The sequence below is a fragment of the Blastopirellula marina genome (genome assembly GCF_002967715.1).
Taxonomy (GTDB): Bacteria; Planctomycetota; Planctomycetia; order Pirellulales; family Pirellulaceae; genus Bremerella; species Bremerella marina_B.
Window position 1 is genome coordinate 1 of record NZ_PUIA01000085.1, and the last position, 14,170, is coordinate 14,170.

At 57.9% G+C, this 14,170-nt stretch carries 12 protein-coding genes and 1 tRNA gene; 10 read left to right on the forward strand and 3 right to left on the reverse strand.

Translation table 11 applies throughout. The features are described from left to right. The first annotated feature begins 38 nt into the window (after positions 1-38). The 5 genes from C5Y96_RS27185 to C5Y96_RS24990 all read left to right on the forward strand — a co-directional run bounded on the left by C5Y96_RS27185 (position 39) and on the right by C5Y96_RS24990 (position 3,571). Positions 39-728 carry a hypothetical protein gene (locus C5Y96_RS27185; protein ID WP_146115801.1) on the forward strand — a complete coding sequence of 230 codons (690 nt, stop codon included), beginning with the start codon at positions 39-41 and terminating at the stop codon, positions 726-728. Between the two features lie 30 nt (positions 729-758). Next, entirely contained in the window at positions 759-1,148 is a 390-nt protein-coding gene (gene hisI, locus C5Y96_RS24975; RefSeq protein ID WP_105359118.1) for a phosphoribosyl-AMP cyclohydrolase, read from the forward strand. Positions 1,149-1,292: 144 nt separating this feature from the next. Continuing rightward, complete coding sequence (locus C5Y96_RS24980) at positions 1,293-1,757, forward strand: RidA family protein (RefSeq protein ID WP_105359120.1); 465 nt, start codon at positions 1,293-1,295, stop codon at positions 1,755-1,757. A gap of 90 nt (positions 1,758-1,847) precedes the next feature. After that, positions 1,848-2,958, forward strand: a protein-coding gene (gene prfB / locus C5Y96_RS24985; RefSeq protein ID WP_409994436.1) for a peptide chain release factor 2 whose coding sequence is annotated in 2 segments (ribosomal slippage) — positions 1,848-1,916 and positions 1,918-2,958 — 1,110 coding nt in all. Because the reading frame shifts where the segments join, the coding sequence is not laid out codon by codon here. A gap of 19 nt (positions 2,959-2,977) precedes the next feature. Further along, a complete protein-coding gene (locus C5Y96_RS24990; RefSeq protein ID WP_105359121.1) occupies positions 2,978-3,571 on the forward strand; it encodes a hypothetical protein in 594 nt (197 codons plus the stop codon). A gap of 3 nt (positions 3,572-3,574) precedes the next feature. On the opposite strand, the gene C5Y96_RS24995 is transcribed toward C5Y96_RS24990, so the two are convergent. Continuing rightward, positions 3,575-5,212: a diguanylate cyclase gene (locus C5Y96_RS24995; RefSeq protein WP_105359122.1), complete on the reverse strand. Its 1,638-nt coding sequence runs from the start codon at positions 5,210-5,212 to the stop codon at positions 3,575-3,577. Between the two features lie 350 nt (positions 5,213-5,562). Between C5Y96_RS24995 and C5Y96_RS25000 the strand changes: the two genes are divergently transcribed. The 3 genes from C5Y96_RS25000 to C5Y96_RS25010 all read left to right on the forward strand — a co-directional run bounded on the left by C5Y96_RS25000 (position 5,563) and on the right by C5Y96_RS25010 (position 10,792). Then, positions 5,563-7,533: a hypothetical protein gene (locus C5Y96_RS25000; protein ID WP_146115802.1), complete on the forward strand. Its 1,971-nt coding sequence runs from the start codon at positions 5,563-5,565 to the stop codon at positions 7,531-7,533. Positions 7,534-7,554: 21 nt separating this feature from the next. Next, positions 7,555-8,685, forward strand: coding sequence for a polysaccharide biosynthesis/export family protein (locus C5Y96_RS25005; RefSeq protein WP_105359124.1), 1,131 nt, complete (start codon positions 7,555-7,557; stop codon positions 8,683-8,685). A gap of 112 nt (positions 8,686-8,797) precedes the next feature. After that, entirely contained in the window at positions 8,798-10,792 is a 1,995-nt protein-coding gene (locus tag C5Y96_RS25010; protein WP_105359125.1) for a redoxin domain-containing protein, read from the forward strand. A gap of 21 nt (positions 10,793-10,813) precedes the next feature. Here C5Y96_RS25010 and C5Y96_RS25015 read toward each other — a convergent pair whose 3' ends face one another. Further along, on the reverse strand, positions 10,814-11,254 hold the full coding sequence (locus tag C5Y96_RS25015) for a hypothetical protein (RefSeq protein WP_105359126.1): 441 nt from the start codon (positions 11,252-11,254) through the stop codon (positions 10,814-10,816). Positions 11,255-11,511: 257 nt separating this feature from the next. Continuing rightward, on the reverse strand, positions 11,512-12,756 hold the full coding sequence (locus C5Y96_RS25020; protein WP_146115803.1) for a hypothetical protein: 1,245 nt from the start codon (positions 12,754-12,756) through the stop codon (positions 11,512-11,514). 119 nt (positions 12,757-12,875) lie between these two features. Between C5Y96_RS25020 and C5Y96_RS25025 the strand changes: the two genes are divergently transcribed. Further along, positions 12,876-12,946: transfer RNA gene (locus C5Y96_RS25025), tRNA-Gly, on the forward strand. Between the two features lie 123 nt (positions 12,947-13,069). Next, positions 13,070-13,996: a sialate O-acetylesterase gene (locus tag C5Y96_RS25030; protein ID WP_105359130.1), complete on the forward strand. Its 927-nt coding sequence runs from the start codon at positions 13,070-13,072 to the stop codon at positions 13,994-13,996. Positions 13,997-14,170 lie beyond the last annotated feature (174 nt).

Consider the following 14,170-nt stretch of genomic DNA (forward strand, 5'->3'; position numbering starts at 1 on the left):
CGTGGGCCACACCAACTCATTTCAGAGGAAGTACCACCATGTCCCACCCCCACGAAACCCCGGAGAGCGAACGCTACCCCACGCCGTACGCCGACCACATTCGAAAGATCGGCGAAGATCTGCTCGAAGAAATCCGCCAGGCCGATCTTGAGATCGAGCGACTGGAAGCGGAGATCGCCGCGCTGCAGAAAGCGCAAGAGACGAAAGAGCGAACGCCGCCACCACTTGATTCCCTCGACCAAGAGATGCACGAGGCCATCCAACAACGACCGAGCGTTCCTCGCTTCCGCGTCGATGCGCACGGTAACTTTACGCGGCGCGAGGAATCGTTCAACAACCTTCGTCCGAAAACGATCGATGTCGACGCGATCCTTACCAGATCACTACCCACGCAAGAGTCGCCACCCAACAAGAAAACCCCTCACCCTAACCCTCTCCCCGCAGGGGCGAGGGGACCGGAACGCGGGCACACGGCTGACTGCCGGCGGGTATCAAGGTCCAAACAACACCAGATACCCCAACCCTCACCGCATCCAACACCACCCCGGGGGCCACGCTCAAGTCTGCCTGGGCGTGCTAAGCAGCGGCAAGCAGTACCACCGCCAGATCCTGCGGCGAAGCTTCGTGCTCGTGCGGGTTTACGACGTCCTGCGCACCAGCCTTTCCCTCTTACCCGGTTGCCCATTGCGGCAGAAACGGCCACACTTAACCGAATTGATTTCCTTTGACCTGGCCAACTGAATTACGAGTAACCTGCGATGTCGATCTCCCTCCCCCGCGAGCCTGACTTTGAAAAGGCCGGCGGTCTGGTGCCTGCGATTGCGCAAGATGCCGACAATGGCGAGGTGCTGATGATGGCCTGGATGAACCGCGAGGCCTTTCAAGAGACCCTGGCCACCGGCCGGGCTGTCTACTTCAGTCGCAGCCGCAACAAGCTGTGGCGCAAAGGGGAAGAGAGTGGCCACCAGCAGCAGGTTCGCCAGGTGCTGATCGACTGCGATGCCGATACGGTTCTGCTGAAAGTGGAACAAAAAGGAGCGGCCTGCCACGAAGGGTATCGAACTTGCTTCTTTCGTGAAGTAGGCCCCACCGAAACCAAGATCGTCGAAACGCGCCTGGTCAACCCAGACGACGTTTATAAGAAATAGCCCACAACGTATTTCCCTCTCTTCCCAAGGAAGAGGACCATGGAAAGGGTTGGTGATGCGTGTACCTGCTTCGCCCCCTCACCCTAACCCTCTCCCCGCAGGGGCGAGGGGACTATAGAAGAACACTTAACCGAAAGAATCATCATGAGCTTCGATGCCAACCTGGATGCTTTGAACGTGGAACTTCCGCCGGCCCCTAAGGCAATGGGTTTGTACAAGCCAGCGGTCACGGTCGGCAACCTGGTTTACCTCTCGGGACATGGCCCTTTGAGCCCCGACGGTTCGCTTCAGCTCGGCAAAGTGGGCGTCGATGTCGATCAGGACACGGCCAACGCCGCCGCTCGTCAAACCGGGCTGGCCATGCTCGCCACGTTGAAGGCGCACCTGGGCAGCCTCGACAAGATCAAGCGTCTGGTGAAGACCTTCGGCATGGTCAACTGCGAAGATACATTCACGCAGCAGCCGGCGGTGATCAACGGTTTCAGCGAACTGATGAAGCAGGTCTTCGGCGAAGATTGCGGCATCGCCGCACGTAGCGCCATCGGCGTGAATGCCCTGCCAGCTGGTATGACCGTGGAAATCGAAGCGATCTTCGAATTGAACGACTAACACAACTCCTGTCCCCTCTCCCTGCGAGGGAGAGGGGACAGGAAGACTTCGCTCCCACAAGAACACCCCCACACCTTTCTCGGATCCACCATGGAACGCGAGTTTTACGATCGAGCAGAGAGCATTCGTCAGCGACTCCTTCAGTTAAAGGACTCTCTTTGACTACGCTGCCAAGCAGCAGCAACTGCAGGAAATTGAAGAGCGGATGTCGGCCTCCGATTTCTGGAACAACCAGGAGAAAGCCCAGGAAACGGTCGGCCAGATGAAGTCGCTCAAGAGCCTGGTCGAACCGATGGAAGAGTGCCTGTCGGGTATCGAAGACCTGGAAGTCATGCTCGAAATGGCCGAGGAAGATGCATCCCTGGCCGCGGAAGTTCCCGGCACGATCGAGAAACTGGAAAACGACCTGGAAACGCTCGAGCTCAAAGCGCTGCTCGATGGACCGTACGACAATTGCGGCGCGATCGTCACGATCAACGCGCGCGATGGTGGTACCGATGCCAACGACTGGGCAGAAATGATGCTCACGATGTATGGTCGTTGGGCGGATCAGAACGAGTACGACGTCGAACTGATCGACCGCACCGACAACGAAGAGGCTGGCATCAACAATGCCACCTTCGTCGTTCGCGGGCCCATGGCTTACGGTTACCTGAAAGGGGAAACCGGCATGCATCGCCTGGTGCGGATCAGCCCGTTCAACTCGGAAGGCAAACGCCAGACAAGCTTCGCAGCGGTCGACGTTTCGCCTGAGATTCCCGATAGCGAAGAAGTCGATATCGATGAAGACGACGTACGTGTCGACACGTTCCGGGCCAGCGGTGCTGGTGGTCAGCACGTGAACAAGACCGACAGCGCTATTCGCTTGACGCATATTCCCACCGGCATTGTCGTGCAGTGCCAACAGGAACGCAGTCAGCATAAGAACCGGGCCCAGGCCTGGAAGATGCTGCGTTCGCGAATCGCGCGCGTCGAGGAAGAACGTCGCGAAAGCCAACAGGCCGAAAAGTATAAGACCCAAGCCAAGGTCGGTTTCGGCTCGCAGATTCGCAATTACTTCCTGCACCCCGATCAGCGCGTGAAGGATGCCCGGACCGGCTATTACATGGGCAGCTTCCATAGCGTCATGAACGGCGAAATCCAAGGCTTCCTCGATGCCTACCTACGCTGGCGAGTCGGGCAGGAATCGCCGCAGAACTAACCACCAGGAACATCAACTCGTGTCAGAATCGTCCACCGATGCCGAGGGCTTTTTCGTTGAATCCATTCGCGAAGATGGCGTCGGCCTGTTCATTAATTTCGTGAAGCAGAAAGATCGCTTCGGTCACATCATCGCCTTGGTCCAGGGGGACGAATGCATCCCGCTGTTCGTTTCCATCGAAGGGGACGACCAGGAGCCGTGGCCGGAGAGTCCTCCGTTTCAAGAGATCCACCTGGAAGAACGCAAGGAAGGAACGGTCGCCCTGCTGGTGGGAATGGCGGGCGATAGCCACTGGTCGGCAGCGGTCGAACCGATGGCCGAGCCAGGCGGAATTCATTTCTCGGTCGCGTGCCGCATGAAGGACTACCCGATGCGGATTTGCAGCCACTACGGCAGTGCGATGGAAGACGAGATCGATCCCAAACTGGAACGGGATGGCCCATGGGTTTGGAACATCAACGGCAGCGAAGTGTGTGTGGATGTGATTGCTCAAGAGCAATTCCCCACGCCTGAGCTACCGGCGTCGGCCAATGGTTTCGAGGTAAACGCTTCGCTCGACGGCGAACCGTTCCCGAAGACGATCCAATGGCGTTATCAGATTTGGGTGCGATAACGTTTAGAAATCGGTCGCGCTGAACGTCGCCCCCAGCGACATGGCTCCACAACTGTTCCCGCAATCTCCGCGAACAGTTTCCAGGAGATCGGTCATCAGGTCCTGCATCTTCGAGACCGTACCAATAACCATCGCAGCGTGTTCATCTTCCGAGCGAACTTCCACGTCGTTGGTCAACTGACGCGACGTTTCCGCGAGAAGTTTGGCCGCTAATTCCAGTCGTTTCGACGACGAACTCGAAGCGTTGCCGGCCACGCCAGGCAGGCCGCTCTGTTTCCAGGTTGTGTTGGCAAGCCACCGCAAAATGCTTTGCCGACTGAGGATCCCCAGGGCCTTGCCGTTCTCGGTGATCAAGACGGTACGAATCGAAACACGATTCAGAAATTCCCAGACAACACTCAAAGGAATGTTCGGCGGGTAGCAGATCAGGTTCTTCCGCATCACTTCGGCGATAGTGATCTCATGAGGATTCGGCCGGCTGGCAACCGACATCAAATCCTTCTCCGAGACAATCCCCACCAGGTTGCCATCGTGGTCGACGACCGGTGCGGAAGGGATGCGGTAGTTCAAAAAGAACTGGCTGATATCGATAACACTCGAATCAGGCGTCACCGTGCTGATCACCGGGGTCATCGCGTCGGAGGAAACCGCTCCGCCGAACACGAAATCGAGATGACCCGATGCGTCGCTCGAGACCGCATTCTGTAGCTTGTTGAACGAGACAACCTGGTTGCGTCCCTTTTGCTTGGCTTCGATCAGGCATTGATCGGAGGCCTCGACCAGGTTATCCAGATCCTCCATTTCGGCCATTGCCTCGGCAACCCCGAAACTGCTGGTCACGTTCACGACAGCCGCATCCAGGATGATTTCGGTCTCGGCAATACGTTTGCGGAGGTTCTCGGCCCAGACGCACGCTTGAGCGGCCGAGGTCTCGGGCAAGACGGCACAGAACTCTTCGCCACCATATCGGCAAATGATATCCGACTTGCGTACCGAATCGGCGAATACTCGTCCTACTTCGCGTAAGACCTGGTCGCCGGCGGCATGACCATGCACGTCGTTGATTCGTTTGAAGTAGTCGATATCGAAGATCACGCACGACAGCGGCAAACGATAGCGACGCGAACGGCTCCATTCCTTGGCCACCATGTCTTCAAACACACGTCGTGTCGGCAGCCCAGTTAAGAGGTCGTTGTTGGCCAGGTGAGTCAATCGTGTTTCCAAGGCCAGAATGCGTTGCCCCGATCGCATACGTGCGACCAGTTCGCCGCGATCGATTGGCTTGGCCAGGAAGTCGTCGGCCCCGGCGTTAAGAGCCTGGGTCAGGCTTTCGCGATTGCCGTGAGAAGTGGCCATCACGATATACATGTAGTGCGAGCTGACCACGTGCCGCACATGACGAATCAGATCGATGCCTGAACCGTCGGGCAATTCCCAGTCGGTGACCAGGAACTTGAATTCATGCTTTTCTTCTTCCAACACCTCGAGCGCCTGACGGCAGTTCTCGGCCGTAACCACTTCGTACCCTTCTCGCGTCAGAAACTCGCGAATCAGAGTTCGAATGAGCCTATCGTCGTCAACAACCAAAACCTGGCTGCGAGTCGGTAAGGATTCGGGTTGAATTTTGGTGCCGGGTGTCAATGTAGTGCTCTTTCACACGCTTACAGCGAAGCCACTGAAATATTCAGGTCAAGCAAAGGTAGATCACATTTAACGGTGTGCGAATGATTACATACTACGAAAACAATATTTCTTTCCACGGATCATTTCAGCCCTCCAGGCAGATCCAATTGGCCTGTAACGATTATCCGGAACGTTCCCCTCCTAGGGCATGTATCACGTATGCGTCCCCACCTTCCGACTAGCATGTCTGACGTGGTTGGTTTGAGTGATTGCATTGAAATCGTTTGGTCGATTCCGTGTTTAGGAATCGATGCGCCGCTGCACGGATGGCAATGGGCTGCATCACGAGACACTTCATGGATGGACCGATGGACCGACCTCTGCCCTCAACCAGCTGCGTTGGGATTGCCCTGAGTCTGACGATCATGCTGATCGTCGGCTGTGGAAGCGATTCGACGGTGGCCAAGCACACTGACGAGAAGTCGCCGGCCAGCGCACCGAACCGTTTTCATGCGCCGGACGATGTACGCCCGATGGCACAACTAGCGGCTCATCTTGAAATCAGTGAAGCGCACGAGAACATCGTCAACAATCCTTACGCCAACCCTAAGCGTCTTCCTCCGGTTGCCAAATCGAAACCATCGGACAAGCCAACTTCGCTTGAATCAATTCGCTTTCCGCTAAAGATCGAAAAGTCGGTACAGCCCGAACAATCGCCCCAGACAGAACCACCAGCAAAGCCGGCCCCTTCCATGCCGCGAAAGCCGGAAGAGCTTCTGCTTGAACCGCCGACGCATATTCATGGCCCTAAGCCAAACATTGCCCAATCGCAGCCAGCCCCGACGAAGCCTGCGCCGTCAAAGCCCGCGCCGTCGAAGCCTGCTCCCACACCTCCAGCCCCAGCCAAGCCGGTACCACCCCAACCGGCTCCGGCCAAGTCGATTGCGGCCCAACCGGATCAGATGCGCTCGGTGCTCGAATCGAAGCCGTTGACCGCCCCCAGCCAGCAGCTCGAACCACTTGCGATCAACCCACCGCAGATCGAAGCGCCGCGCAGCGTGCCCGCTCCGCCAGCCGCACGTCCGACACCACCGGCGGAAATGCCGCTGGCCAGTAGCCGTCCAGAGCTGCAGCTTCTGCCGGAAGTCGATGACATGGACCTGGAACCCCCAGCGATGCGTCACATTCCACAGGCACCTGCGATGCCCAACATGCTAGGCAGTTCACAGCCAACGGCAGAGCCCAAGTTGCCAGCACCTAAGCCGGAATCTGCGTCGCAGACGCCGTCCAAGTTCGTAAGTCTCGCACCACCGGCACCCCAGCAAGAGATTACGCTGAATCCAGCGAAGCAAAACATAGTGGACGTTGCCGACATGCCGCTCGGGTCGCATACCGCCGCGCCCCGATCGGTGGTCATGAATCCGAACTTCGCCCCAACCATGCAGCAGCGTGCCCAGGTCGATCACGCTATGCTGGCCGTTCGCGGGCGCATGGCTTCGCTGGTCGATCATGGTTTGATCCTCGCTCAGCGAGGTGCCTATTACTCGGCCCGCGCCGAGTTCATTCAGGCCCTGCGTCTGGCAACGCAAACGCTGGACACCGCCGAGAAGACGCACCGCCACAGCGAAGCACTCGCCGATGCGATCGCCGCTCTGGATGAAGCAGGCGAATTCATTCCGGCTGGGGCTCAACTGGAAGGGAATGTCGACTTGAACCTGGTGGTTGATGCCCATCGCACGCCGGTTCTTAAAGGGAAGGACCTGCAATACGAAACGGCCCTCACCGCCGCTCAGGCCTACTTCTCCTTCGCTCAACAGCGTTTGAACGTCGCTTGCGGTGGTATGCCGGAAACGGCTCGGGCACTGGTTGGACTGGGTCGCATTCAGCAATACCTCAACAACACCACCGGCGACAACCGTACGCTGGTCGGGCCGCGCTCGATTGCCTTGTTCCAAACAGCACTCGCCGTCGATGGCTTGAACTACGAAGCTGCCAACGAACTGGGCGTGCTACTGGCTCGCTACGGTCAACTGGAAGATGCGAAAGCGGCCCTGCTGCAAGGCGTCAAGGCTTCGCCGCGGCCTGAGATCTGGCAGAACCTCGCTTCGGTGCATCAAACGCTGGGAGAAGTCGAGATGGCTCGACGTGCTTCCCTCGAAGCCGAAGCGGCCCAGCAATTCGCCAACATGAACGCTGGCCTCGATGCGGTTCGCTGGGTGTCGCCTGAGCAGATGGCTCAACATGGCCGCGGTGACGCCGGGCTGAAGCAGTCGCAAGAGGAAGCAGCGGTCCCACCGGTTGCCCAGCGTCAACGTTCCACCTCACGATCAACTTGGTAGTCCGGTCAAGGATTCGACCTGATGCGTATTCATAAACTGATTCTCTGCAGCTTGATCGCACTTTGTGTGACGTCGTCGGCCTGGGCTCAAATGATGGCCCCCAACTGCAGTCCACACGATCGACAAGTGCTGGTCGGTGTCGACTCGACCGATCCAATGTGCGAAGGAGAACCCCACTGGGATGCTCGTCGACCGATACCCTGGCAGGTCTTCGCCCAAGGAGAATACGTCGGTCCGGCTCGTACGGCTCATGTGCCTGAGTATCGCCTGCGGGTGGGGGACGATCTCGACTTCGTCTATCGCTTGACCCGTCAGGAAACGACGCGTCCCTACCGATTGGAAGTGGGGGACAAAGTCAGCATCGAATCGCTTACCGACCCGAATCTCGATCGCGACCTGGTCATTCAGCCCGATGGAACCATCACCGTCTTGCTGCTGGGTCAGGTTCATGCTGCCCGCCGGACCGTCGACGAACTGCGATCCGCGCTCGAAGAGAAGTACAAACAGTACTACAAGGTGCCAGCCATCGCCGTGACTCCGCTGCAGGTGAATACCAAGCTAGAAGACCTGCGAGCGACGGTCGATGCCCGAGCTGGTACCGGTGGTCAGGGCCGCAGCAGCCGCGTGACCCCGGAAGGAACCGTGCAGCTACCGGCTATCGGCAACGTGCCTGCCCAAGGGATGACGCTGGATGAACTGAAGCGCGAGATCGACCAACGCTACGCCCAGGAGATCGAAGGGATCGAAGTCACGCCGGTCCTGGTCAACCGAGCCCCACGTTACATCTACGTGCTGGGGGAAGTCCCCAACCCAGGCCGCTACGAGCTGACCGGCCCAACGACCGCCATTCAAAGTATCGCCATGGCGGGCGGGTGGAATGTGGGTGCCAACCTGCGTGAAGTGGTCGTCTTCCGCCGCGCCGAAGACTGGCGTCTGGTAGCGACCAAGCTCGACCTGAAGGGGGCCCTGTACGGCAAACGCCCTGCCCCTTCGGACGAACTTTGGATCCGCGATGCCGACATCGTGATCGTCCCCAAGAGCCCTGTCCTGTGGGCGGACGAGTTCATCGAACTAGTCTTCACACGCGGCATTTACGGAGTGGTGCCATTCCAAGGGGTGAACATCAGCGTCAACCGACTGAGCAACTTCTAGTTGGCAGGAAAAACCTGAAAAATTTACGCTTGGCGAAACTTCTGGCTGTTCACTACAGTTTATGAAGTAGGAATTCGCTCGCCTGGCTTTATTTCTCGGGAGTGCCCACGTCGTGTACCGCCTCATCCTTGTCTTTTCCTTGAGCTGCCTGCTGGTATCGCCGGCCTGGGCACGAGAATCGAAAATCGAACCTCAGCCGATCGGCAAGAAGATAGAAGGGTTCGAGCTGAAGGATTTCCGCGGCAAAACACACAAGCTCTCGGACTACGCCGCTAGTGACGTCGTCGTTCTGGCGTTTATTGGCTGTGAATGCCCCGTTGCCAAACGGTACACCGTCACCCTGGGCGAACTGGCCAACGAGTTCAAGGATCAGAAGGTCGCCATCCTGGCGGTCGATGCCAACCAGCACGACTCGATCACCGAGATGGCCGCGTTTGCCCGGGTACACTCGCTGGAGATCCCTTTCCTGAAAGACCTGGCCAACCGACTGGCCGACCAGGTGGGTGCCGAGCGAACGCCGGAAGTCGTGCTGTTGGATCAAGAGCGAACCATTCGTTATCGCGGCCGTATCGACGATCACTTCCAGGTGGGCAACATCCGCGATGGCTCTTCGCGTGATGACTTGAAAATCGCCATCCAGGAAGTTCTAGCTGGCAAGAAGGTCAGTGTGCCGGAAACCGATGCCGTCGGCTGCCATATCGGACGCATTCTGGAAGCGGACGAGAGTTCGGAAGTAACGTACTCGAACCAGATCGCGCGAATCTTCCAAAATCGCTGCGTCGAATGCCACCGCGAAAGCCAGATCGCTCCTTTCGCCCTGACCGACTACGACGAGGTGGTTGGCTGGGCCGAGATGATTGCTGAAGTGGTCGAAGATCAGCGGATGCCTCCCTGGCATGCCGATCCGAAGTACGGGCACTTTTCCAACGATCGCCATCTGAGCAAAGAAGAGAAAGACACCATCCTGAAGTGGGTTGAAGCAGGTGCCCCGGAAGGTGATTCGAAGCGGCTGCCCGAGCCGGTAAAGTATGTCGAAGGATGGACTTTGCCTGAGAAGCCAGAGCTGATCCTCGATATCACGAAGGAGCCTTACCAGGTTCCGGCCGAAGGGGAAGTCAAATACAAGTACTTCGTCACCGACCCTGGCTTCACCGAAGATAAGTGGATCAAGGGAGCGGAGTTGAAAGCCGGCAACCTGCAGGTCGTGCATCACATTTTGTGCTTTGCGTTGCCGCCGGGTTCCGATGGCAGAGACCTGGAAGGAGGCGCTCGTGGTTTCCTGGTTGGCTATGTGCCGGGCAAGCTGGCCCGAAACTACCCGGAAGGAATGGCCAAACGCATTCCGGCCGGCTCGCGGCTGGTGTTTCAGATGCACTACACGCCAATCGGTTCACCGCAGGAAGATCTCAGCCAGATCGGTTTTAACTTCATGGACCCCAAGGACGTAAAGTACGAGGTGAAAACGACCAGCGCGGTGAATCATCGCATTGCGATTCCACCGGGGGACAACAACTTCAAAGTGGAAGCCAAGTCGAGGCCATCGCCGAGTGACGAAACGGTTATCCTCAGCTTCATGCCGCACATGCACCTGCGTGGCAAGGCGTTCCGCTATGTGGGGATCGACAATGATGGGACGGAAGAGATTCTGATCGACATTCCGGCGTACGACTTCAACTGGCAAACGGCCTACGAACTGGCTGAGCCCAAGAGGATGCCCAAGGGTTCGCATGTGCGAGCGATCGCCCACTACGACAACTCGAAAGAGAACATCTTCAACCCCGACCCAACCAAGACGGTGCGTTGGGGGGATCAGACCTGGGACGAAATGATGATCGGCTACTTCGACGTTGCCGTGCCGGTCGATCCAGAGAGCCTGGCCCAGAAGGGGAAGCCAGGCGAAGTTCCGCAAGAGGTGATCGACAAAGCCAACGAACTGATCACCAAGTTCGACGCTAACCTGGACGGCAAAGTCGATCGCGACGAAGTGCCAGAGAAGGGGCACAACGTCTTCGATCGACTCGATAGCAATTCCGACAAGACGGTGACCCGCCAGGAACTGATCGACATCTTCCACAAGTTCCCGGCCGTGATGCGATTGATTCGCTAATCAGCCGAGCGGCCAATGCTTCTAGCAAGGTCCGTTTTGCGTTAGAACCTGCAGAAAGCGGCCCCCGTTGTCGTACCATCCTTGCCGTGTGAAGCGGGTCCACAGCAGGTCGGTCACCATGGATGCCCGCGTACCGTCTTCGGCTTCGAGGGTCAGGATCACGCGGCGATACGGGAGGGGATCGCGATGGAAGAAGTCGATTCCGCGCTCGGTGATATTCTTTCCCACGACGACGGTCGATAGTTCGTTCAGGGCCTGGCCTGAGGCATCGACCGGTGTCAGGTAGATCAAGTGCGGATACGGATAACGGAAGTCGCGCCGCCGTTCGTTGGTGATCTTCTTGGGCAGAATCCGGCTGATCAGCTGACCTACCGTTGCACGCACTTTGGCTTCGCTCTCGTCGGAGCAATTGGGAACCGTGGTGAATGCAAATTCAGTCGTGGTCAAAACGCCGCTTGCCATGGATTCAACCTGAAGAGTAGCGAGACAAAAAAGAGAAGTAGCTCGTGAAGCAGGCAGCTCACGAGGTTGTACGCGGAAAAGGAGGAGGTTCCAGCCAGCAGCGGTGAGCCGAACAGACGGAATAACCGATCCGCGCGGACCTTCCTCACCAAGCTTGCCTGAGAACTAATGAAATAAATAGGTCATGATTCGACGATGGGCAAACGAAAATACCCCTAATGCGGCGAGAATGCTGCGAATCCCAACCGTTTCAGCGGTTAGCCGGCGGTCAGCTGGCGATACTGGCGACGCAGTTGGGCGACGGCCAGGGGGTCGTTCTCATGCGCTGAGATAGCCAGACGCAGGGCATTCTTCGCTTCGAGCCAATCGCCGCGGCTGGCCGCGTCTTGAATCCACTGCTGATAGATCGAACGCACCGAGTGGCGGCTGTTCGCCGGATCGGTTTGCGTTTGCAGCAGGCGAAGCGATTCCGAGTAACGTCCCTGGTGGCACCACTGATCAATCACGGCGTCGACGATCTTACTGCGGTTCCCTTCCAGGTCAGGGTCATGCGGACGCTGCGACTCCATTCGCTCGAGGATCTCGAGCGCCGTTTGGCAGTCCTTCTGCGTGATGCAGGCCACGGCCCAGTTGTTCAGGATCGCACTCCGGTTCCGCAATGCCGCTTCGTCTTGCGGGTCTAACGACAACGCGAAGTTGAGGTACTGGATCGCGCCAGGATAGTCTCCTTGCGCCGCGGACTGGCTGGCTTTGTTGTAGGGGATCTTTGCGGCCAGACCGCGCGCGGACAGCGTACGCGCTTCGCTGGCCGCTTGGACGGCGGGGGATTGATCTTGATCGTGCGGTTCCAGCAGAAACCAGGTCGGACAGGTCGTTTCGATATCCAACTCTGGGCGGCTCAACAGGCGGCACCAGACGTGCCCTCGGGTTTGCATCGCCACGGTAGGCAAGCCTGCTCGGTCGCTGAGAATTTGAAACAGGATCGTCGCGGAAACGCAGTTGTAGTTACCTTCGACCAGTGCGGTGCTGAGTGCGTTCTGGTCTTCGTCGTACTTGCCGGTCAGCAGACGATCGTGCATCGACTGAAAGACCCAAGCGGCCCGCTCGGCGATGGTGTAGCGTCCCCACTGTTTCGGAAGGTTGTCTTCCATCCACTTCAGGTGCGTGGCCAGGCGATCCTGAGCCGCGGAACGATCGGCTTCGCTGAGGTTGCCTTCAGCGGCCCAGGCCATTTCCAGCAGGGTAGCGGGACGACTGGCTGCGGCGCGGCGCTGTAATGTTGGCAACGAGGCGACCGTCATGATCACCAGGTACAACAGAATCAGCATCCAAAGGACGCGGTCAGATTCCTTCCAAATTCGAAGCATACCGTCACCGGCCGGGATTTGGTTCTCGGGAGAGTTTCCCAATTGTGCGCGCTGGCTGGCGGCAGGCAGTTGGCGATGCTGTTTTTTTTCCACACGCAGGCATTGCCCAAACGGCAAAGCCCAGTAAACCGGCACGACCCGATCGCATTGCCCCATGCGGACGATCAAATGCTGGTCACTTGCACCGAGTTTAAATTCGCCATGGCCGATCCTTGCTCCGCATTTTCCCCACGTTATATTTAGAGGTACGCCTTGCGGGTGTAGCTCAATGGTAGAGCCCTAGCTTCCCAAGCTAGTTACGAGGGTTCGATTCCCTTCACCCGCTCTGGAAATGAAAACGCCGCGTAGGAATTACCTTTCGCGGCGTTTTTTGTTTCGAAGGCCTTTCCCAGGTACGATAGAACCTTCCCAGCATCTCGTCCCTTGAAGTTTTCACCGGTGAATCGCCATGCTTGCTCGCACCCCTGCTCTGCTGTTGTTTGCTTTCGTGTTGTTTGCGTCGTCGCTGGCAACCGCCCAGGAAGCGGTGGACGTTTACATTCTTTCCGGTCAGTCGAACATGGCCGGCAGTGGTACCAAGTCGCAGATGCCGGAGAAGTGGCAAACGCCGCTGCCGTCGGTCCAATACTGGGACGGCAAGCAGTTTGTCGACTTCGATCCGATGAAGTTGAATGTCAACGGTAACGGCAACGGACGCTTTGGACCGGAAGTTGGTTTCGCAAGCACGATGGCCTCGCTTCAGCCGGGTAAGAAGATTTACATCGTTAAGTTCGCGCTGAGTGGTCAGCCGCTGCATGCGGGCTTCAACGGAGGGAATTGGATGGGGGAAGCACCGGGGCCCAATCGAGCGACCTTCTACCCGGGCACCTCGCCCGAAGATCCGAACATGGGCAAGCACTACATCCGTCTACGAGAGCAGTTCACCAAGGCCTTTGATGCTTTGAAAGAAGCCGGACTGAATCCGCAGCTGAAGGGAATTGCCTGGATGCAAGGGGAAGCGGATGCCAAGCAGGAAATTTCGGCCACGACCTACGATCAGTCGATCGCGCTGCTCAAGTCGCGAATGGAAGAGGACTGCCACAGCGGGCCGGTCCCGTTTGCCATGGGACAGGTTCTACCCAACATCCCATGGATGGAACGCTTCACGCATCGGAACGAGATCCGCAAAGCCCAGGCCGATGCCGACATGCGCAGCGGATCAGAGCTGGCCATTCTCGGCGTGTGGAACGTTCCGACCGATGGCATGCCGCTGCTAGCAGATACGGTGCACTACGACACGACCGGCCAGTTGATGCTGGGGACTTCCTTCGCGCTGGGGGTTCTGGAAGCAGCGAACCAAATGAAGATGCTCTCGGCCGGGGACGATCCTGAATAATCTTTGCTAGCACCAGGTGGAATTCGCCTGCTTCGCCTGACTGATATTGCTGGCAACCGCGAATCGTTGTAGCTTTCGTCGGTTCCCAATTCGCCGTGACGGTACTGCGCAATGGATGTGCGTTTACGACGGCGAGATTCCCAAGGGCACACCGCGTTGCAAATGCTTCCTGGT